19 protein-coding genes are annotated in these 18,148 nt (G+C 61.6%); 12 read left to right on the top strand and 7 right to left on the bottom strand.

Annotated features, from left to right (window positions below; all coding sequences use genetic code 11):
• Nucleotides 1-53: 53 nt before the first annotated feature.
• From NKF26_RS10520 to NKF26_RS10480, 9 genes are all read left to right on the top strand, one after another.
• A complete protein-coding gene (locus NKF26_RS10520; protein WP_253228204.1) occupies nucleotides 54-1,106 on the top strand; it encodes an ABC transporter ATP-binding protein in 1,053 nt (350 codons plus the stop codon).
• On the top strand, nucleotides 1,103-1,936 hold the full coding sequence (locus NKF26_RS10515) for an ABC transporter (protein ID WP_066143351.1): 834 nt from the start codon (nucleotides 1,103-1,105) through the stop codon (nucleotides 1,934-1,936). Before NKF26_RS10520 ends, NKF26_RS10515 begins: the two co-directional genes overlap by 4 nt.
• 112 nt (nucleotides 1,937-2,048) lie before the next feature.
• A complete protein-coding gene (locus NKF26_RS10510; protein WP_253234282.1) occupies nucleotides 2,049-2,489 on the top strand; it encodes a hypothetical protein in 441 nt (146 codons plus the stop codon).
• 97 nt (nucleotides 2,490-2,586) lie between these two features.
• Nucleotides 2,587-4,287, top strand: coding sequence for a methylmalonyl-CoA mutase (locus tag NKF26_RS10505; protein WP_253234281.1), 1,701 nt, complete (start codon nucleotides 2,587-2,589; stop codon nucleotides 4,285-4,287).
• A gap of 60 nt (nucleotides 4,288-4,347) precedes the next feature.
• Nucleotides 4,348-4,527 (top strand): hypothetical protein, encoded by a 180-nt coding sequence (locus tag NKF26_RS10500; RefSeq protein WP_253228208.1) that lies wholly within the window; start codon nucleotides 4,348-4,350, stop codon nucleotides 4,525-4,527.
• 56 nt (nucleotides 4,528-4,583) lie between these two features.
• On the top strand, nucleotides 4,584-5,411 hold the full coding sequence (locus NKF26_RS10495) for a molybdopterin-binding protein (protein ID WP_253228209.1): 828 nt from the start codon (nucleotides 4,584-4,586) through the stop codon (nucleotides 5,409-5,411).
• 104 nt (nucleotides 5,412-5,515) lie between these two features.
• Nucleotides 5,516-7,486, top strand: a complete 1,971-nt coding sequence (gene acs / locus NKF26_RS10490) for an acetate--CoA ligase (protein ID WP_253228210.1) — start codon at nucleotides 5,516-5,518, stop codon at nucleotides 7,484-7,486.
• A gap of 192 nt (nucleotides 7,487-7,678) precedes the next feature.
• A complete protein-coding gene (locus tag NKF26_RS10485) occupies nucleotides 7,679-8,296 on the top strand; it encodes an acetate uptake transporter (protein WP_253228211.1) in 618 nt (205 codons plus the stop codon).
• A 219-nt stretch (nucleotides 8,297-8,515) separates the two neighbouring features.
• Nucleotides 8,516-9,133, top strand: a complete 618-nt coding sequence (locus NKF26_RS10480) for an acetate uptake transporter (RefSeq protein WP_253228212.1) — start codon at nucleotides 8,516-8,518, stop codon at nucleotides 9,131-9,133.
• A gap of 20 nt (nucleotides 9,134-9,153) precedes the next feature.
• Here NKF26_RS10480 and NKF26_RS10475 read toward each other — a convergent pair whose 3' ends face one another.
• From NKF26_RS10475 to NKF26_RS10445, 7 genes are all read right to left on the bottom strand, one after another.
• The gene (locus NKF26_RS10475) at nucleotides 9,154-9,555 is read right to left on the bottom strand and encodes a universal stress protein (protein ID WP_253234280.1); all 402 of its coding nucleotides are present in this window, start codon (nucleotides 9,553-9,555) and stop codon (nucleotides 9,154-9,156) included.
• A 24-nt stretch (nucleotides 9,556-9,579) separates the two neighbouring features.
• Nucleotides 9,580-9,846 carry a cox cluster protein gene (locus NKF26_RS10470; protein ID WP_253228214.1) on the bottom strand — a complete coding sequence of 89 codons (267 nt, stop codon included), beginning with the start codon at nucleotides 9,844-9,846 and terminating at the stop codon, nucleotides 9,580-9,582.
• 221 nt (nucleotides 9,847-10,067) lie between these two features.
• Complete coding sequence (locus tag NKF26_RS10465) at nucleotides 10,068-11,810, bottom strand: cbb3-type cytochrome c oxidase subunit I (protein ID WP_369682140.1); 1,743 nt, start codon at nucleotides 11,808-11,810, stop codon at nucleotides 10,068-10,070.
• A 69-nt stretch (nucleotides 11,811-11,879) separates the two neighbouring features.
• Nucleotides 11,880-12,107, bottom strand: coding sequence for a DUF6684 family protein (locus tag NKF26_RS10460; protein WP_066143369.1), 228 nt, complete (start codon nucleotides 12,105-12,107; stop codon nucleotides 11,880-11,882).
• A 66-nt stretch (nucleotides 12,108-12,173) separates the two neighbouring features.
• Entirely contained in the window at nucleotides 12,174-12,539 is a 366-nt protein-coding gene (locus NKF26_RS10455) for a hypothetical protein (protein ID WP_253228216.1), read from the bottom strand.
• Between the two features lie 74 nt (nucleotides 12,540-12,613).
• The gene (locus NKF26_RS10450; protein ID WP_253228217.1) at nucleotides 12,614-13,915 is read right to left on the bottom strand and encodes an MFS transporter; all 1,302 of its coding nucleotides are present in this window, start codon (nucleotides 13,913-13,915) and stop codon (nucleotides 12,614-12,616) included.
• A gap of 76 nt (nucleotides 13,916-13,991) precedes the next feature.
• Entirely contained in the window at nucleotides 13,992-14,348 is a 357-nt protein-coding gene (locus NKF26_RS10445) for a hypothetical protein (RefSeq protein ID WP_253234279.1), read from the bottom strand.
• A gap of 304 nt (nucleotides 14,349-14,652) precedes the next feature.
• Between NKF26_RS10445 and NKF26_RS10440 the strand changes: the two genes are divergently transcribed.
• From NKF26_RS10440 to dnaK, 3 genes are all read left to right on the top strand, one after another.
• Nucleotides 14,653-15,009 carry a hypothetical protein gene (locus tag NKF26_RS10440; RefSeq protein WP_066143380.1) on the top strand — a complete coding sequence of 119 codons (357 nt, stop codon included), beginning with the start codon at nucleotides 14,653-14,655 and terminating at the stop codon, nucleotides 15,007-15,009.
• 26 nt (nucleotides 15,010-15,035) lie between these two features.
• The gene (locus NKF26_RS10435; protein WP_253228219.1) at nucleotides 15,036-15,710 is read left to right on the top strand and encodes a nucleotide exchange factor GrpE; all 675 of its coding nucleotides are present in this window, start codon (nucleotides 15,036-15,038) and stop codon (nucleotides 15,708-15,710) included.
• A 323-nt stretch (nucleotides 15,711-16,033) separates the two neighbouring features.
• On the top strand, nucleotides 16,034-17,974 hold the full coding sequence (dnaK, locus tag NKF26_RS10430) for a molecular chaperone DnaK (RefSeq protein ID WP_253228220.1): 1,941 nt from the start codon (nucleotides 16,034-16,036) through the stop codon (nucleotides 17,972-17,974).
• Nucleotides 17,975-18,148 lie beyond the last annotated feature (174 nt).

The raw sequence follows: 18,148 nt of genomic DNA, 5'->3' as shown, positions 1-18,148 counted from the left end.
TGCTGAAAGGCCGTTCTGGAAACGATTATATTGTCATCACAACAGGAAGACGTATGAGCATCGAATCGCCCCGAACGGAGTCGAAAGCCGACGAGGCGACGGGAGCGAACGGAGAAGCGGCAACGGGAACGACAGAGGGCGAGACGGAATCCATCCTCCGCGTCGAAAACCTGCAGAAACGATACGGGGACGGGGCGGATGCGGTCACTGCCGTTGACGGCGTCTCGTTCGACGTGGAGCGGGGGTCCGTCGTCGGACTGCTCGGTCCGAACGGGGCAGGGAAGACGACGACCATCAAATCGATCCTCGGACTGATCATTCCCTCCGGCGGTCGGGTGATCGTCGACGGTATCGACGTACACGCCGACACGAAGCGCGCATATCGTCACGTCGGCGCGATGCTGGAGGGCGCACGCAACGTTTACTGGCGACTGACCGTCCGGGAGAATTTGGAGTTCTTCGCGGCGCTGGCCGGGCAACGTCCCGCCGATACCCGCGAGCGTCACGACCAACTCCTCGACCAGTTCGACCTCTCGGACAAGGCCGACACCGCGGTTCGGGAACTATCCCGCGGGATGAAACAGAAGGTGTCGCTCGCCTGCACGCTGGCCCGCGACGTGGACGTCGTCTTCCTTGACGAACCGACCCTCGGGTTGGACGTCGAGAGTTCGCTCGAACTGCGGGCCGAACTCCGCAATCTGGCCGACGAAACGGGGACGACCGTCCTCCTTTCGAGCCACGACATGGATGTCATCGAAGACATCTGCGACCGCGTCATCATCATGAGCGACGGTCACGTCGTCGCCGACGACAGCCCCGACAACCTGCTCGATCTATTCCACACACAGGCCTACGCGGTGCAGGTGGCGAGCGAGATTTCCGCTGCGACGCGTCGCCATCTCGAAGACGCGTTCGACGCGACGGAGTTCGAACGGCAGGCCGACCGCGAGCGGTTCGTCGTCTCCGTAACGGGCGACGAATTCTACGAGTTGGCCGACTGCCTCCGCGAGAACGGTCTCACGGTCGCGTCGATGGCGTCCGTCGAACCCGATCTGGAGGACGTGTTCCTCAGCATCACCGACGACACAGGAGGTGAGGGCGCGTGAGCTACGGGTCCGAAGGGTCGAACGCGGCGTCGGATTCGGACGTCGCCGGGGTGCTGACGCTCTTCGCGGCCGTCCTCCGCAAGCGCGTGCTTCTCTTGGTTCGCTATCCGATGAACACGCTCGCACAGATCGTGACCGTCTACCTCTTCTTCGCCGTTATCTTCTTCGGCGGGAAGGCGGCCGCCGGGAGCATCGGCGCTGCGAGCGCACTCTCCGGCACGTTCGGGGGTCTCATCGTCGGGTGGTTCCTGTGGACGATGGCGCTGGCGGCGTACTTCAGCCTCGCAACGAGCATCACCCGCGAGGCACAGTGGGGCACGCTCGAACAGTTGTACATGTCCCCGTACGGATTCGGGGCGGTGATGGTGTCGAGCGTCGTCGCGTACCTCCTCGAAAGCATGCTGTGGGGCGCGATCATCCTCCCGCTGATGCTCGTGACGACCGGGCAGCACCTCGCCGTCGATCTGCTGACCGTCGTTCCCATCGTCGTCCTGACGCTGCTTCCCGTGGTCGGCATCGGGTTCGTCTTCGCCGGACTCGCGCTGTTGTACAAGCGCATCGAAAACGTCTCGCAGTTGATGCAGTTCGTCCTCATCGGCCTCATCGCGGCCCCCGTGGCCGACTTCGAACCGCTCCGCTACCTCCCGCTGGTGCAGGGAAGCGCGATGCTTCAGCGAGCGATGCAGAACGGGGTCCGTCTGTGGCAGTTTCCCGCGACCGACCTCGCTATCCTCGTCGCCGCCGCGGTCGGTTACTGTCTGCTCGGCTTCTACGTCTTCACGCTGGCCGCGCGCCGCGCTCGACGACAGGGCGTGTTGGGCCACTACTGACCGTTCCCCCTTCCTGCCGACACATCGTTCCCACCGTTCCGACACATCGTTCCCACCGTTCCGTCACGTCGTCGCCGACAGGTACAACTCCTCTCGCTCCCCACCGAAATTCATGCCCGGCGAGAGCGACGACCCGAGGGCCATCCGTGCCGTCGCGGTCCACGCCGACGACGTGGTGACCGCGCTCGAAGCCACCGAGCGCGGCCGGGAGGCGGTGCTCCGGATCACGGCCCCGTTCGCCGGACGGGTGCGCGCCCGTCTCCACGTCGTGCAGGCGACGGAACCGGCGGACGACGGCCACGGCGGTCCCGCTCCGATTCGAATCCCACCGCGAAAGCTCGTGACGGCGGACGCGCCACCGTATCCACGAGTCGATGATACCGACCCAAGTATGGACGATTCTTCGACCGAGTACGACGTGGAAGCCCACCACGAGCGCCACGCGGCGGCGATAGACGGGTGGCGCGAGGACGTTCGTGGGTGCTTCGTCGATTCGGTGGCTTTGGCGACGGAATCCGGACCGCATCGCGTGCGCGTCTCCGTTCTCGGGTGAGGACTCATCTGGGGCGACGTCGTCGAGAACGACCCTCCTCACGTCGCACGAATCGCTCACCGAATCCTTAATGAATTCCCCGGCAGAAATTACGACCATGTACGACGAGGATGACCTGCGGGAGATCCGGCAGGGAAAAGAGGAGTGGGAGGAGGATACTCGTTCTCCTGTATTGGAGCGGTTCGGCGAGCGGAAGGAGCGATTCGCGACCGTCTCGAACCTCGAAGTCGAGGACCTGTACGACCCGTCCGACGTGGGCGACATCGACTACGAGGAGGAGTTGGGCTACCCCGGCGAGGACCCCTACACGCGCGGCGTCTACCCGACGATGTACCGCGGTCGGACGTGGACCATGCGCCAGTTCGCCGGGTTCGGGACGGCCGAGGAGACCAACGACCGGTTCCACTACCTCATCGAGAACGGCCAGACAGGCCTCTCGACTGCCTTCGACATGCCGAGCCTGATGGGCAAGGATTCGGACGACCCGCTATCGGACGGGGAGGTCGGCAAGGAGGGCGTGGCGGTGGACACCCTCCGCGACATGGAAATCCTCTTCGACGGCATCGACCTGGATGAAGTTTCGACCAGTTTCACCATCAACCCGAGTGCGCCCGTCATCTTCGCAATGTACGTCGCGCTGGCCGACCAGCAGGGCGTCCCGCGCGACGAGATTCGCGGCACGTTCCAGAACGACATGCTGAAGGAGTTCATTGCGCAGAAGGAGTGGGTCATCCCGCCGGAACCGTCGCTCCACACCGTCACCGACACCGTCGAGTTCGCGGTGGAGGAGACGCCGAACATCAAACCCATCTCGATTTCGGGCTACCACATCCGCGAGGCCGGTTCGACGGCGGTGCAGGAACTCGCCTTCACCCTCGCCGACGGGTTCGCCTACGTGGAGGACGCGATGGAGCGCGGGTTGGACGTCGACGAGTTCGCGCCCCAACTCTCCTTTTTCTTCAACTCGCACAACTCCATCTTCGAGGAGGTGGCGAAGTTCCGGGCCGCCCGTCGCATCTACTCGACCGTGATGGACGAGTGGTACGGCGCGGAGTCCGAAAAGTCGAAACAGCTCAAGTTCCACACCCAGACGGCCGGGCAGTCGTTGACCGCCCAACAACCGCTGAACAACATCGTCCGCGTGACGATCCAGGCGCTGGCTGGCGTCCTCGGTGGCACCCAGAGCCTCCACACGAACAGCTTCGACGAGGCGCTGGCGCTCCCGAGCGAGCAGGCGGTCCGCGTCGCCCTGCGAACCCAGCAGATCATCGCCGAGGAGAGCGGCGCGGCGGACATCATCGACCCGCTCGGTGGCAGTTTCGCCGTCGAGTCGCTGACCGAAGAGGTGGAGGAAAAAACGATGGCCTACATCGAGGAGATCAAGGAGATGGGCGACGGTTCGGTGCGAGACGGCGTCCTCGAAGGCATCGACCGCGGCTACTTCCACCGCGAGATTCAGGAGGCCTCTTACGAGTACCAGGAGCGCGTCGAGGACGGCGAGGAGATCGTCGTCGGCGTCAACAAGTACGACATCGAGGAGGACACGAAACCGGATATCCTGCAGGTGGACGAGGAGACCCAGAACCGCCAACTCGCCCGATTGGAGGAGGTCAAGGAGGAGCGCGACGACGACGCCGTCGAAGCGGCGCTCGACGACCTCCAAGACGCCATCGACGACGACGAAAACGTCATGCCAGCCATCGTTGACGCGGTGAAGGAGTACGCCACGATGGGCGAGATCATGGACGTGTTCGAAGCCGAACACGGCGCGTATCAGGAGAAGATCGGGCTGGCCTGAGACGCGGTACGAGCGAATCGATCCCGGAAGGTTCATTTTATGTAGATTTGTCGTGATAACATGGACGTTGATGAGCTCTTGATGCCGATCATCGGACTCCAATGCACGCTGCTCGCCATTTTCTTCGTCGTCGCGTTTCCCCATACACTGTGGGTGTGGCTCTCCTTTCTCCTCCTTGTCATCGGGACGGTGTTCACGATAGGATGGGCAGTCGCACCACGGGATTCCGACGGAGCGTAGTTTCGACCCTGTTCGGCGGGACGATTTTTATCCATCGAGTGCCATAGGTCGAACCCATGGAAGTCGCGATTCTCACGGTCGGCGACGAAATCCTCGCGGGGGACACGGTGAACACGAACGCGACGTGGTTGGCGGCGGAGATCCACGACAGGGGTGGGTCGGTTCGCCGAATCATGACCGTTCCCGACGACGTCGAAATCATCGTGGACCGGGTCCGCGAGTGGCACGAATCGTTCGACGCCGTCATCGTCACCGGCGGTCTCGGCGGAACACCTGACGACGTGACGATGGACGCAGTGGCGATGGCGCTCGACCGAGAACCAGTCCTCGACACGGAGGTGCGGGACGCTCTCAGGGAGAAAACACGGAAATTCGTCGAGGAAAACCCCGAGTTGACCGACGAGTACGAACTCGACCTGAGTGCCGACGAGGCGGCCGAGCTTCCGAAGGGTGGCCGACCGCTCGTGACTGACGCGGGGTGGGCACCCGGCTGTGCGGTGGCGAACGTCTACGTCTTCCCGGGCATCCCGCGCGAGATGAAGGCCATGTTCGAACTCGTCGCGGACGAGTTCGGCGGCGACGTCGTCTCCGAAACGATGTACACGCCCGCGCCCGAGGGCGCACTCGGCGGGACGCTCGAAACGGCACGGGACCGGTTCGACGTCGCCATCGGAAGCTATCCGGGCCGGGACGACGACCCCGGACGCCTGAAAGTGACTTCGACGGACGACGACGAGGTTGCCGCCGCTGCCGCGTGGTTGCGAGCAAATATCGAGATGGTGACATCCACGACGAATCCGGATGAGGTGGCCGATGAAGGGGGAGTATTGGACGACGAAAACGGTGGAAAATCGAGCGAAGCGACAGAGTCGAAGCGACAGTAGTTTTCATCGTATTTCAAAGCCTGAATTTTACTTTCTCTTCCCGAAATGGTCGGCGAACGTAGCATATCTTTATACCACTCCTTAAAGCATGCTAGCATGGGCATATGTCAGACGATACCGTGGAACTCGAAGCGCGGCTCGAAGAGGCAGAATCGTTCGAGCCACCGGAATCATTTGTTGAACAGGCAAACGTCTCGGACCCCGAGATTTACGACGAGTTCGAGGAGAACTGGCCGGGGGCGTGGGAGCGTGCGGCCGACTTGCTCGATTGGTACGAGGACTACGACACCGTTCTCGACGAGAGCGACGCTCCATTTTATAAGTGGTTCACCGGCGGGTCGCTGAACGCCTCCTACAACTGTCTCGACCGACACCTCGACGAGCGGGGAGACGAGACGGCGATCGAATGGATCGGAGAACTGGGTGAGACACGAACCTACACGTACGAGGACCTCCACCGTGAGGTGAACGAGTTCGCGGCGGCACTTCGTGAGGTCGGCGTCGGCGAGGACGACGTCGTCACGATGTACATGCCGATGATTCCCGAACTCCCCATCGCCATGCTGGCCTGTGCGCGAATCGGCGCACCACACAGCGTCGTCTTCGCGGGCTTCTCGGCCGACGCGCTCGCCACGCGGATGAAGAGCGCGGCTTCGGAGCACCTCATCACCTGTGACGGCTACTACCGCCGTGGGGACCCGCTCCACCACAAGGAGAAGGCCGACAAGGGTCTCTCGCAGGTCGGTCACGACGTGGATACGATCGTCGTGGACCGACTCGGCGACGAGTACGACCACCCGATGAAAGAGGAGGAGTACGACTACGACGACCTCGTGGACGAACAGGAAGGTGCGGAGGTCGAACCCGTCCAGCGTGACGCCGAGGACATGCTGTTCCTGATGTACACCTCCGGGACGACCGGCGAGCCGAAAGGTGTCAAACACACTACGGCGGGTTACCTCTCGTACGTATCGTGGACCTCGCACGCCGTCCTCGACATCAAACCCGAGGACACCTACTGGTGTGCGGCGGACATCGGGTGGATCACCGGTCACTCCTACATCGTGTACGGGCCGCTCTCGCTCGGGACGACAAGCGTGATGTACGAAGGAACGCCGGACTACCCGGAGAAGGACCGCCTCTGGGAAATCGTAGAGGACTACGGTGTGGACATCTACTACACCGCGCCGACGGCGATTCGGTCGTACATGAAGTGGGGAAGCGAGTACCCCGAACAGCACGACCTCTCCAGCCTTCGACTGCTCGGAACGGTGGGCGAACCCATCAACCCACGCGCGTGGAAGTGGTACTACAAGCACATCGGCCACGAAGACTGCCCCATCGTTGACACGTGGTGGCAGACCGAGACGGGCGGGATGATGATAACGACGCTCCCCGCCCTCGGAACGATGAAACCCGGCAGTGCCGGACCGCCGCTACCGGGCATCGACGCGCAGATCGTGGACACGAAAGGGGAGACGATCCAAGCGGGACGGGCGGGCTATCTCACGGTCCAGAAACCGTGGCCGGGAATGCTCCGCACCGTCTACAAGAACGACGACCGCTACATCAGCGAGTACTGGCGGGAGTACTCCGACCCCGACGCCGACGAGTGGGTGTACTTCCCCGAGGACGGCGCGAAACTGGACGAGGACGGTTACATCACCGTTCTCGGGCGCGTCGACGACGTCATCAACGTCTCCGGACACCGTCTCGGAACGATGGAGATCGAGAGCGCCATCGTCGGCGTGAAGGGCGTGGCGGAGGCGGCCGTCGTCGGTGGCCACCACGACCTGAAAGGCGAAGCGGTGTACGCCTACGTCATCACCGAGGAGGGCTACGACGGTGACGATGAACTCTACGACCGCATCGTCGAAGGCGTCGAAGACGGCATCGGACCGATCGCACGGCCCGAGGAGATCATCTTCACGCCCGAACTGCCGAAGACGCGGTCGGGCAAGATCATGCGGCGCTTGCTGGAGGACATCGCTAACGAGGACGAACTCGGAGACACCTCCACGCTCCGGAACCCGGACGTCGTGGAGGACATCCAGGGCAAGGTCCAAGACAGTTAAACGGCGTCGTAGTCGCGGCAAATTTCTCGATTGTTTTCCGGTCGTGTACTCCTTCTTAAACAAACATTATATATGAATTGCGGATAACAACTAAAGGAGTGGTGCTAACGAATGTCATTCGCACACCAGACAACGACACAGAGAACCGGTAGGAAACATCACGGCGATAACGGGTTCGGAGGTGGCAGATAGATGCCCGCAGACACGAAGACTGGCAATCCGGCTCCGCTCGGGCTCGTCGGCTTCGGACTGACCACCGTCCTGTTGAGCATGATAAACGCAAAACTGCTTCCTCCGGACGGTGAAGTGGTGGTCATCCCGATGGCGTTGGCGTTCGGTGGGACGATCCAACTGTTCGCCGGGCTGTTGGAGTATCGGGAAGGAAACACGTTCGGCACCGTTGCCTTCACCAGTTACGGGGCGTTCTGGTGGTGGTGGGGACTGCTCGTCATCTTCAGTGGGAACGGCTGGATCAGTTTGGATGGTGCAACTAGCACGATCGGCATGGCGCTCATCATGTGGGGCGTCTTCACGACGTACATGTGGTTCGCCACGTTCAAGCTCAACTGGGCGCTCTGGAGCGTGTTCCTCCTGTTAGCGGTCACGTTCTTCCTGCTCGGCTTCGGCGATTACCTCGGTATCGGCGCGCTCGTCACCGCTGGTGGCTGGGTCGGCCTCATCACGGGGCTCGACGCGATGTTCGTCAGTTTCGCCGAAGTGGCCAACTGGGCGTACGACCGGGAAGTCATCCCGTTGGGAGGTGCCCCGCTCAAATCGAAGTCGGGACGAAAGACCCAACCGGCGGACTGACGACCGCAACGGGTTCAGCGATTCGGAGATTTTTTGGTTGTAATTGGTCGGTACAGATGCTGAGTCATCCGCATTTTCGCACTTAACAATCAGACAACAGTTATGCTCACGGACATGGTGTGAATCCGTGTAGCATGTCACAAATTGGCATCGAATGGTGGGGAGGAGTACGGTATCGCGGATACGGTTTTCGCGGACGAAGCAAAGAGGTGAGAACCGATGCCCGCTGATACCGAGTTCGGCAACCCGGCACCGCTCGGACTCGTCGGCTTCGGACTGACGACGGTGTTGTTGAGCCTCGTCAACGCTGGGATTTTCGGCAGTAGCTTGGAGATGGCAGTCATTCCGATGGCAATCGCCTACGGCGGGACGATTCAGCTATTCGCAGGCTTGTTGGAGTACCGAAATGGGAACACGTTCGGGACCGTCGCGTTCACCAGTTACGGCGCGTTCTGGTGGTGGTTCGCGCTTCTGGTCCTCTTCGAATCCAACGGCCTCATCGATACGGTGAGTCCGGGTGCGCTCGGGATGGCCCTCATCATGTGGGGCATCTTCACGGCCTACATGTGGATCGGGACGTTCAAACTCAACTGGGCGCTCTGGAGCGTGTTCCTCCTGCTGGCGGTCACGTTCTTCCTGCTCGGCTTCGGCAACCTGCTCGGTATCGACGCGCTCGTCACCGCTGGTGGCTGGGTCGGCATCGTCACCGGTCTCGACGCGATGTACGTCAGTTTCGCGGAAGTCACCAACTGGTGTTTCGACAGGGAAGTCGTTCCGCTCGGCGGCGTCCCGTACGGCGGACCGGCGACCGAACCGCAAACGGGAACCGCAGACTAACGGTTCCGGCCGCAACACGCCTACTCGGCGTGTTTAGCCCCTGCGACGAGTACCGGTCGGTCGGCGTTGAGGATGACCGATTGTGACACACTGCCGAACAACGCCTTCCCGGCGGGCGAGCGCCGCCGACCACCGACGCAGACGCAATCGACGTCCCGTTCCTCGGCGACGTCGAGGATTACGTCGGCCGGGTCCCCGCTCGATTCGACGATGTCCGTTTCGATGCCAGCGTCGTCGAGTACCTCCATCGCCCGTCGGATACCTCCGACTTGCAATGCGGAGCCACCGCTCGGATTGTCGGTGAAACAGTAGAGCAGCGTCGCCTGTACTTCGGACGATGCCTCGGGAAGGTCCACAACGGCGTTTACCTGCGCCATCGCGCGCGATTCGGTTTCGTCCACTGCCAGAAGGACGTGATACATGGTAGCATGTCGAATGGCGTGAACTTAGTCCTTCGGCTGAGCGTCGTCGTATCGCTCCGCGACGAAGATAACGAGCGAGAGCAGGATACCGAGGAAGAGACCGATCGTTACGATGCCATAGATGGCGAGTTCGACCGGCGTCGGTTTCAACTCGATGACGCCGAACAGGTGGACCGGGCGCATACCGTCCGGACCGAACGCGCCGAGGAGGACTCCCACGACTCCCGCAAACGTGACGATGAGGACGTACAAGCTGACGACGAGCGAGCGACCTTGCAGTCGAGATGACACGTATTACCCTTTCGGCAGGCCAAGGATTAGCCTTTTCATCCAGACGTGCTTAGTGGGTGTATGTCCGAAAAAGAACTGCTCTTGCTCGTCCTCGCCGGCATTGCTGCACTGATGTTCGTAATGGGTATCGTGCTCGCTGCGACGTAACGAGCATCGGTTCGACGATTAAAAAGCGGGTTTATTCTACAGCGGACTATTCGTTCGAGGTTCTATTACGGAAGTTATTCTTCCGCAGCGGGCGTTCCTTCGTCCTCACCGCCGTCGGTGAGTGCCGTTTCGCGCTTCTTCGCGAACCACGTCCACTCCTTCGAGAGCATTCCGTCCTCGCCGAGGTTCCACGGGTCGTCGGGAGCGACTGGGCCGTCGAGCCAGGACTGTGCGAGGTTCCAGACGAAGAGGAGCTGGCCGATACCGAGGATGAACGCACCGATGGTGGTGATCTGGTGCCACGTGGTGAACTGCGGGAGGTAGGTCGCATACCGGCGCGGCATCCCACCGTAGCCGAGGAACAACATGGCGAAGAACGTCACGTTGGTACCGATCATCGTCAGCCAGAAGTGCCAGTGAGCGAGCGTCTTGTTGTACATCTTGCCGGAGATGACCGGGAACCAGTAGTAGATACCAGCGAAAACGGCCGTACCGATGGCACCCATCACGATGTAGTGGAAGTGACCCACGACGTAGTAGGTGTCAGTGAGCACGAGGTCCACGGGAATCGCGGCGAGGAAGACGCCGGTGACGCCGCCGATGATGAAGTTGGAGACGAAGCCGATACAGAACAGCATCGGCGCAGTCAGGCGAAGCCGCCCGTTCCACATCGTCGTGATCCAGTTGAACGTCTTGACGGCGCTCGGAATCGCGATGGCCATCGAGACGGCCATGAAACTCGCACGGAGGCGCGGGTCCATCCCGGTCGAGAACATGTGGTGGGCCCAAACGCCGAACGAGAGCACACCGATAGCCAACGTCGAGTAGACGACGAACTTGAACCCGAACAGCTTCCGTCCCGAGAACTTCGGGAGAATGAGGCTGATGAGTCCCATCGGCGGCAGGATGAGGATGTACACTTCGGGGTGGCCGAAGAACCAGAAGAGGTTCTGCCACAGCATCGCGCCACCACCGTCGGCCGCGAAGAAGGTGGTGCCGAAGTTACGGTCGAGCAGCATCATGATGATGGCGCTGCCCAGGAGGGGGAACGCGAACAGGATGAGACCCGACTGGGTGAGGATGGTCCACGAGAAGATGTCGAGTTCCGGCCATCCGATGTCGTCACCACGCTCGGTGAAGATGGTAGCGATCATGTTGATCGCACCGAGCGTCGTGGCGATACCGGAGAGGTGCAGTCCGAGGAGCATCATGTCCACGGCGGGGCTCGCCTGTGCCTGACAGGTTGCGCCGGCCGCCACGGCCGATTGCCCACAGGACGCCAGCGGCGTGTACATCGTCCAACTCGTCTGTGACGGTTGGATACCGCCGAACATGAACAACGGGAATCCGATCCAGATGAGGATCGCCCCGGGCGGCAACAACCAGAACGCGACGGCGTTGAGACGCGGGAACGCGACGTCGTCCGCGCCGATGAGCAAGGGCATGAAATAGTTCGCGAACGCCGCGATGATGGGCGTCCCGAACAGGAAGAGCATGGTAATACCGTGCGTCGTCATCAGGCTGTTGTACATGTTCGCACTGAGAAAGTCACCGCTCGGCGTGAACAGTTCTATCCGCATGAGAAGCACGGAAATGCCACCCCACGCGAACGAGAGAAGACCGAACGTCCCGTACAACAGACCGATGTCCTTGTGGTCTACTGTCGTGATCCAACGAATGATTCCAGCAGGCTTCTCGTGAGTCTGCGTGTTCGATTCTGCGTATCCGTAGCCACCACTGCTGCCAACGGGTGCGTACGACCGCCAGTCCTCGAAACGAGCGAGGAACGAAGCGACCGCGAGCAAAAGTACCCCCATGACAACGGTGAGAGCCAGCTGCGCAGTAGCTGCCATGCGAGAGGGTGAGAACTGCAAGGTAAAGAAAGGTTATGTTCCAGTTGCGACCTCGATTTTCTGGGCTGCAATATACGTCAACGCGGCGAGGGCGATGAACGGGAGGACGAGGAGTGCGATGCTAATCATGCCGCCGAGCCCGCTGTTGCTCCACGCGTTGAAGCCAACGAAAGCGACGAAGAAACAGACGATTATCCCCAGGGGAATGATGTTGACCATCAAGTTGAGGAGGGTTTCTTTGCTGAAGACGCTTTGTGCCATGGTACGTAAACGTAGCAAGCACGAGCTAAAATAGGTTAGTGGTTCGTTGCCGACCGTCCGACCGTCTCAGATGGGGTCCGGTTGCCAAAGCGCGCCAGCAACGCCGCCGAGGAGGAGGATGACCCCTCCGATGAGGATTGCCGTGCCACGAAGTTGGATCGAACCCACCGTCGTCAACCAAATCGCGCCGCCCACGACGAGCGACACGCCCGATGCGGCGATGAGTGCTTTCCACGGGTTGTTGATGTACTCCGATTCGCGGAGGATGCCGACGATGCTACCGACGAAGATCAGCATCCCGCCGACAGCGACGGGAAACAGGATGTTCGCCATCACGATACCCGCCTCGAACATTGCGAGACCGAACGCGACGAACAGCGGCCACGGACTGGATTTTCGGTACTGGTCGGAAAGCCCCGGTTGCTCGTCCATACTGACGCTTCGGGCTTCAGTGGTTTCATCGTTACGTCTTTCCAGTCGACGCACGGGAGTCGTAGCTCGAACGTTCAATCCCCACCGACCGCATCGACGTGCTCGCCGGGCGCGGGGTCGGTGCTGTAGAGCATGGCGAAAACGAACGACGAAACGATGATGAAACCCGACGCCGCCCAGAACGCGACGAACACGCCCGTGGCGTCCCAAATAGCGCCGATGAACACGGGACCGCCGACCTGTCCGACCTTCCACGCGATAGAGCGCAGGGAGAGGCTCGACGCCACCGCCTCGAACTGCTCACCCTCTTCGACGAACAGGGCCATACTCGCCGGGAGTCGGAGGCTATCACCGATTCCCAACACGGCGTAGGCGGCAAAGAGGACGAAGAACGCGCCCGGTATCACCATCGACCCCCCGAACGCGGAGACCGTCACGCCTGGGATGTAATCGTCGGCGAGGTCGGCGAACGGGATGAGCGCCGTCCCGAGCGCGTACACGAGCGCCCCCGCGAGAATGAATCTCTCTTTCTTCCCGACCCGGTCGGTCCAGTCGCCGACTTTTCCCTGCGTAAGCGACTTCGTCAACTTCCCACCGGCCATGATACCACCGACAACGAAGGGATTGATACCGAACTCCGTGTGTGCGTAGATGGGGAGGAAGGTGATGACGGCCATCTTCCCGACGCTGAACGAGAGGCGGAAGAAGACGAGCGCCTTGATGGCCGAGCGACCGAGCAGGGTCTCGAACGTTTCACGGCTACTCGACTCATCCGGGTCCTTCCGTCCGCCGGGGTTGTCCCGAAGGAACAGGAAAATGGCCAGAAACGCGCCGATGGTGATGACGCTGAGTGCGGCGTACGTCGCTTCGAACCCGTACAGGTACAACAGCAATCCGCCGAAGATGTCCCCGAACAGGCTGGAGAACGCGCCGACCTGATTGTACGTCCCAATCCACAACCCGCGGGAGTCGTCGTCGCTGATCTCGCCGATGACGGTCGTTCCGGTGAGCCAGAGGATGCTCGCGGCGAACCCCTGCACGACGCGCATCAAAATGACGCCCGTCACCGAATCCACGAAGCTGAATCCGATGAACACGAGGACGTTGACGAAGAGACCGAACAGCAGGATCCGCTTGGAGTTTCGCGTGTCGATGTAGCGGCCGAGCGGGAGGACGATGAGCAGTTGGACGACGGCGAACGCCGTCCCGAACAGACCCTCGACGGTGCTCGACGTGTGGAACATGCCCGCGTACAACGACAGCGCGATGAGGATCGTCGAATACGCTTGGCTCCTGGCGAACGCGGTGCCCGCCAAGGCGATGAACTCGCGGTTCCGAAAGAGGCTGGTCGACCCGCCGCTCGTCTCCTCAGTCACGGTTACGAATCGAAATAGTGGGCGAAGTATAAGAACTTCCGGCTACGGTCGGTGATTTGCCGAAAGAGGAAGGGGATTACTCTTCGAGCGCGTCGGCGATGCGCTGAAGTTGTCGCGTCGCGTCCCGAACCTCGTCGCGTAGCTGACGAACTTCGCGGACGAGGTCCTCATCACCGCCGCCGCCGCGCTCGCGCTGGCCGCCCATGCCGCCAGCGCCCGGACCGCCGCCCATCATGCCGCCCATCATCTGTGCGAACGGATTACCGCCCATTCCACCGGGACCACCGCCGCCCATGGCCTCCTTCAATCGTTCGTCGCGGTCTTCATCGCCCTCTTGTGCGCGTTTCTCTCGGATTTCCTCGACCCGCTCCTGGAACGTCTTCTCTTGTTCGTCACCGTTGTCGCCGTTTTCGTTGGATTCCTCGTCTGCCATGCATACCCGTTCTTTCGCACAACCGAAAAGGGTTGTGACCCGTGGAAAACGAGACGATCCTCGGGGTCTCGTCCACCTCACATCGTCACAAAACTGACGACGCCGTTGAACGGTTGCTTATCCCCCCGAACCGGTCGTTACCGACGAACGACGTGTGACGAAAGGCTCACATCTCGAACGACACGCTGGAGCGGTCGGGGACGACGACCACTACCGCGGAACTGCGCTCACGTTACGGCGGGTGAACGATGGAAACGGTTGGCAGGGTTGAGATTCACCGGGGACGATACTGGAAGGGAGTTCGATGCCACGGGGAACAGTCGCTTCGGTGCTCGCGAGCGTGCCCGAGCGTCGCAACCGACTCGTTCTCTATGCCCTCTCCCGACACGCGGAGACGGCCCCGGTCGAACTGGAAGTCCTCGTGCGGGAGGTCGCGGCGTGGGAACGAAACCAATCCACCGAGTCGGTCTCCGACGAGGCGTTCGAAACGGTGCTCGAAGACCTCACACAGACCCGGCTACCGACGCTTTCCTCCCGTGGACTGGCCGATTTCGACCCGTTGAGTGGATTGGTCGGACGTCCCACCTACTCGATGTCCGCAACCACGCTCGTCGATTGTCTCGCCCGTACCGAGTTGGGCGCACCGTTTCTGAAGCCTTAAACGCGAGGAAGGACTTACGAACGTATATGACCGAGGAGCAAGCCGCCCAAACGGTAGACGAAGAGCCAACCGAAGGGGAATCCCCGGCCGAAGGGAACGTCGAGACGGACGAAAATACGATGGACGAAGAAACGCCGGACGAGGACGTTCTCGGCCCGGAAGACACGAGCCTCATCGCGCGGGTTGCCATCGCGGACGAAGGCCTCGCCGCGGACGTCGAGGATCGACTCGCGGCTATCGAGTCGGAACGGCAGGAACTGGACGACGAAGTGGACGACCTCGAAGCGAAACTGCGGCGCAATCGTGCCGACTTCCAGAACTACAAGAAGCGCGCGAAAAAGCGGCAGAAACAGCTCGAAAAGCGTGCGACTGAGGACCTCATCGACCGACTCATCGACGTGCGCGATAACCTCCAGCGCGCGGTCGAAGCGGAGCACGACGATGTCGAGAGCCTGCGTGAGGGCGTCGAACTTACCCTGCGCGAACTCGACCGCGTGTTCGAGGACGAGAACGTCGCACGGATTCACCCCGAAGAGGGCGACGACGTGGACCCACAGCGCCACGAAGTGATGCTCCGCGTCGAGAGCGACCACCCCGAGGACACCATCGCCGACGTGTACCAACCGGGCTACGAGATGGGGGACAAAGTGCTGCAAGCCGCGCAAGTGACGGTGAGCGACGGAAACGGCGACGAAGAGTAACGTTCTTTCTCCATCTATCGCCATCGGAAGGGGACACGCTCGGGTGCCGCGTGGCCGATCCTCGCAGCAATCTGCCCGGTACGGATTTTCCACCTCTTCGTGGTTACCTCCTTGCACCTCAGTCGTCTTCTGGTGGACGACCGCTCCCGTTCGAGTGTCGCGTCGTCCGGAAACGGGGGATAGAATATCGGTTCGATAAAAAGCTCCCGAAGCGCGAAGACGGCGAAAACAAAAACCGCATGACTGCGGAGGGGTGGGATTCAGCGTATCCTCGTGACATCTAGTAACCTTTAACCGGCGCAAACGGGTAGGTTGCCCCAACAATGACGAGCAACAAGATACTGGGCATCGACCTCGGTACCACGAACAGCGCGTTCGCGGTCATGGAAGGTGGCGACCCGGAGATCATCGTCAACGGCGAAGGTAACCGGACCACGCCGTCCATCGTCGCGTTCTCCGACGACGGTGAGCGTCTGGTCGGGAAACCAGCCAAAAATCAGGCTGTTCAGAACCCCGAAAAGACGATTCAGTCCATCAAGCGACACATGGGCGACGAGGATTACACCGTCGAGATCGAGGGAGAGGAGTACACGCCGGAGCAGATCTCGGCGATGATCCTCCAGAAGATCAAACGCGACGCCGAGGAGTACCTCGGCGACGACGTGGAGAAGGCGGTCATCACCGTCCCCGCGTACTTCAACGACAAACAGCGACAGGCGACGAAGAACGCCGGAGAAATCGCCGGGTTCGACGTGGACCGCATCGTCAACGAACCGACGGCCGCGTCGATGGCGTACGGACTGGACGACGAATCCGACCAGACCGTCCTCGTCTACGACCTCGGTGGCGGGACGTTCGACGTTTCCATCCTCGACCTCGGCGGCGGCGTCTACGAAGTCATCGCCACGAACGGGGACAACGACCTCGGTGGTGACGACTGGGACCAGGCCATCATCGACTACCTCGCCGACGACTTCGAATCGGAGCACGGCATCGACCTCCGCGACGACCGGCAGGCGCTCCAGCGCCTGAAGGACGCTGCCGAGGAAGCGAAGATCGAACTCTCCTCGCGGAAGGAGACGGACATCAACCTCCCGTTCATCACGGCGACCGACAACGGTCCGGTCCACCTCGAAAACAGCCTGACGCGGGCCAAGTTCGAGTCCCTGACGAAGGACCTCATCGACCGCACGGTCGAACCGACCGAACAGGCGCTGTCGGACGCGGGCTACTCGAAATCCGACATCGACGAGGTCATCCTCGTCGGCGGGTCGACCCGCATGCCGCAGGTTTCGGAGAAGGTCGAGGAACTCACGGACCAGGAACCGAAGAAGAACGTCAACCCCGACGAAGCCGTCGCGCTCGGCGCGGCGATTCAGGGCGGCGTCCTCTCCGGCGACGTGGACGACATCGTGTTGCTCGACGTGACGCCGCTCTCGCTCGGTATCGAGGTGAAGGGTGGCCTGTTCGAGCGTCTCATCGACAAGAACACGACCATTCCGACCGAGGAGTCGAAGGTGTTCACCACCGCGGCGGCCAACCAGACCTCGGTGCAGGTCCGTGTCTTCCAGGGTGAGCGCGAAATCGCCAACGAGAACGAACAACTCGGCGAGTTCCACCTCGCGGGAATCCCGCCCGCACCCGCCGGAACGCCGCAGATCGAGGTGACGTTCGACATCGACAAGAACGGAATCGTCAACGTCTCCGCGGAGGATCACGGCTCGGGTAACAGCGAGGAGATCACCATCGAGGGTGGCGCTGGCCTCTCCGACGAGGAAGTCGAGCGCATGCAGGAGGAAGCAGAACAACACGCGGAGGAGGACGAGGAACGCCGCGAACTCATCGAAGCGCGGAACGCCGCCGAAGGTGCCGTTCAGCGCGCCGAGACGCTCCTCGAAGAGAACGAGGAGAACGTGGACGACGACCTCGAATCCGAGATCCGGGACGAGATCGAGGACGTCCAGGAGGTCCTCGAAGACGAGGACGCGACGAAGGACGACCTCGAAGACGCGACCGAGAACCTGAGCAAGTCGCTGCAGGAGATCGGCAAGCAGATGTACGAACAACAGGAGCAAGCCCAACAGGCCGGTGCCGCAGGCCCCGGCGGAATGGGCGGCGGCATGGGTGGCATGGGCGGCGGCCCGAACCCCGGTGCCGACGGCGGTGCTGACGAGGCGGACGACGAGTACGTCGATGCCGACTTCGAGGACGTGGACGATTCTGACGATGACGACTCGTCAGAATCGTCTGCCAGCCAGACGTAGTCTGGCGACGTTCACGACGACGAAGACGAAGAGTCGTCGTGAGCCAACCAGAACGTTCCGCGTTCTGGTGACGTGGACGATTCGGACGACGAATAGTCAGAATCGTTCGCCAGCCGGGTGTAATCCGGCGACGTTGACGATGACGACGAAAACGAACTCGTCATCCGGTGCTGA

Origin of the sequence: Haladaptatus sp. AB618, from assembly GCF_024136965.1 — an archaeon.
Classification (GTDB): Archaea; Halobacteriota; Halobacteria; order Halobacteriales; family Haladaptataceae; genus Haladaptatus.
The sequence above is the reverse complement of the archived record's forward strand: the minus strand, read 5'-3'. Positions and strand labels throughout refer to the sequence as shown.

What these genes read in the sequence shown, in the direction of transcription:
- NKF26_RS10520 (WP_253228204.1), top strand. Translation starts at nt 54, where the DNA reads ATGAGCATCGAATCGCCCCGAACGGAGTCGAAAGCCGACGAGGCGACG.
- NKF26_RS10510 (WP_253234282.1), top strand. Translation starts at nt 2,049, where the DNA reads ATGCCCGGCGAGAGCGACGACCCGAGGGCCATCCGTGCCGTCGCGGTC.
- NKF26_RS10505 (WP_253234281.1), top strand. Translation starts at nt 2,587, where the DNA reads ATGTACGACGAGGATGACCTGCGGGAGATCCGGCAGGGAAAAGAGGAG.
- NKF26_RS10500 (WP_253228208.1), top strand. Translation starts at nt 4,348, where the DNA reads ATGGACGTTGATGAGCTCTTGATGCCGATCATCGGACTCCAATGCACG.
- NKF26_RS10495 (WP_253228209.1), top strand. Translation starts at nt 4,584, where the DNA reads ATGGAAGTCGCGATTCTCACGGTCGGCGACGAAATCCTCGCGGGGGAC.
- acs (WP_253228210.1), top strand. Translation starts at nt 5,516, where the DNA reads ATGTCAGACGATACCGTGGAACTCGAAGCGCGGCTCGAAGAGGCAGAA.
- NKF26_RS10485 (WP_253228211.1), top strand. Translation starts at nt 7,679, where the DNA reads ATGCCCGCAGACACGAAGACTGGCAATCCGGCTCCGCTCGGGCTCGTC.
- NKF26_RS10480 (WP_253228212.1), top strand. Translation starts at nt 8,516, where the DNA reads ATGCCCGCTGATACCGAGTTCGGCAACCCGGCACCGCTCGGACTCGTC.
- NKF26_RS10475 (WP_253234280.1), bottom strand. Translation starts at nt 9,555, where the DNA reads ATGTATCACGTCCTTCTGGCAGTGGACGAAACCGAATCGCGCGCGATG.
- NKF26_RS10465 (WP_369682140.1), bottom strand. Translation starts at nt 11,810, where the DNA reads ATGGGGGTACTTTTGCTCGCGGTCGCTTCGTTCCTCGCTCGTTTCGAG.
- NKF26_RS10460 (WP_066143369.1), bottom strand. Translation starts at nt 12,107, where the DNA reads ATGGCACAAAGCGTCTTCAGCAAAGAAACCCTCCTCAACTTGATGGTC.
- NKF26_RS10455 (WP_253228216.1), bottom strand. Translation starts at nt 12,539, where the DNA reads ATGGACGAGCAACCGGGGCTTTCCGACCAGTACCGAAAATCCAGTCCG.
- NKF26_RS10445 (WP_253234279.1), bottom strand. Translation starts at nt 14,348, where the DNA reads ATGGCAGACGAGGAATCCAACGAAAACGGCGACAACGGTGACGAACAA.
- NKF26_RS10440 (WP_066143380.1), top strand. Translation starts at nt 14,653, where the DNA reads ATGCCACGGGGAACAGTCGCTTCGGTGCTCGCGAGCGTGCCCGAGCGT.
- NKF26_RS10435 (WP_253228219.1), top strand. Translation starts at nt 15,036, where the DNA reads ATGACCGAGGAGCAAGCCGCCCAAACGGTAGACGAAGAGCCAACCGAA.
- dnaK (WP_253228220.1), top strand. Translation starts at nt 16,034, where the DNA reads ATGACGAGCAACAAGATACTGGGCATCGACCTCGGTACCACGAACAGC.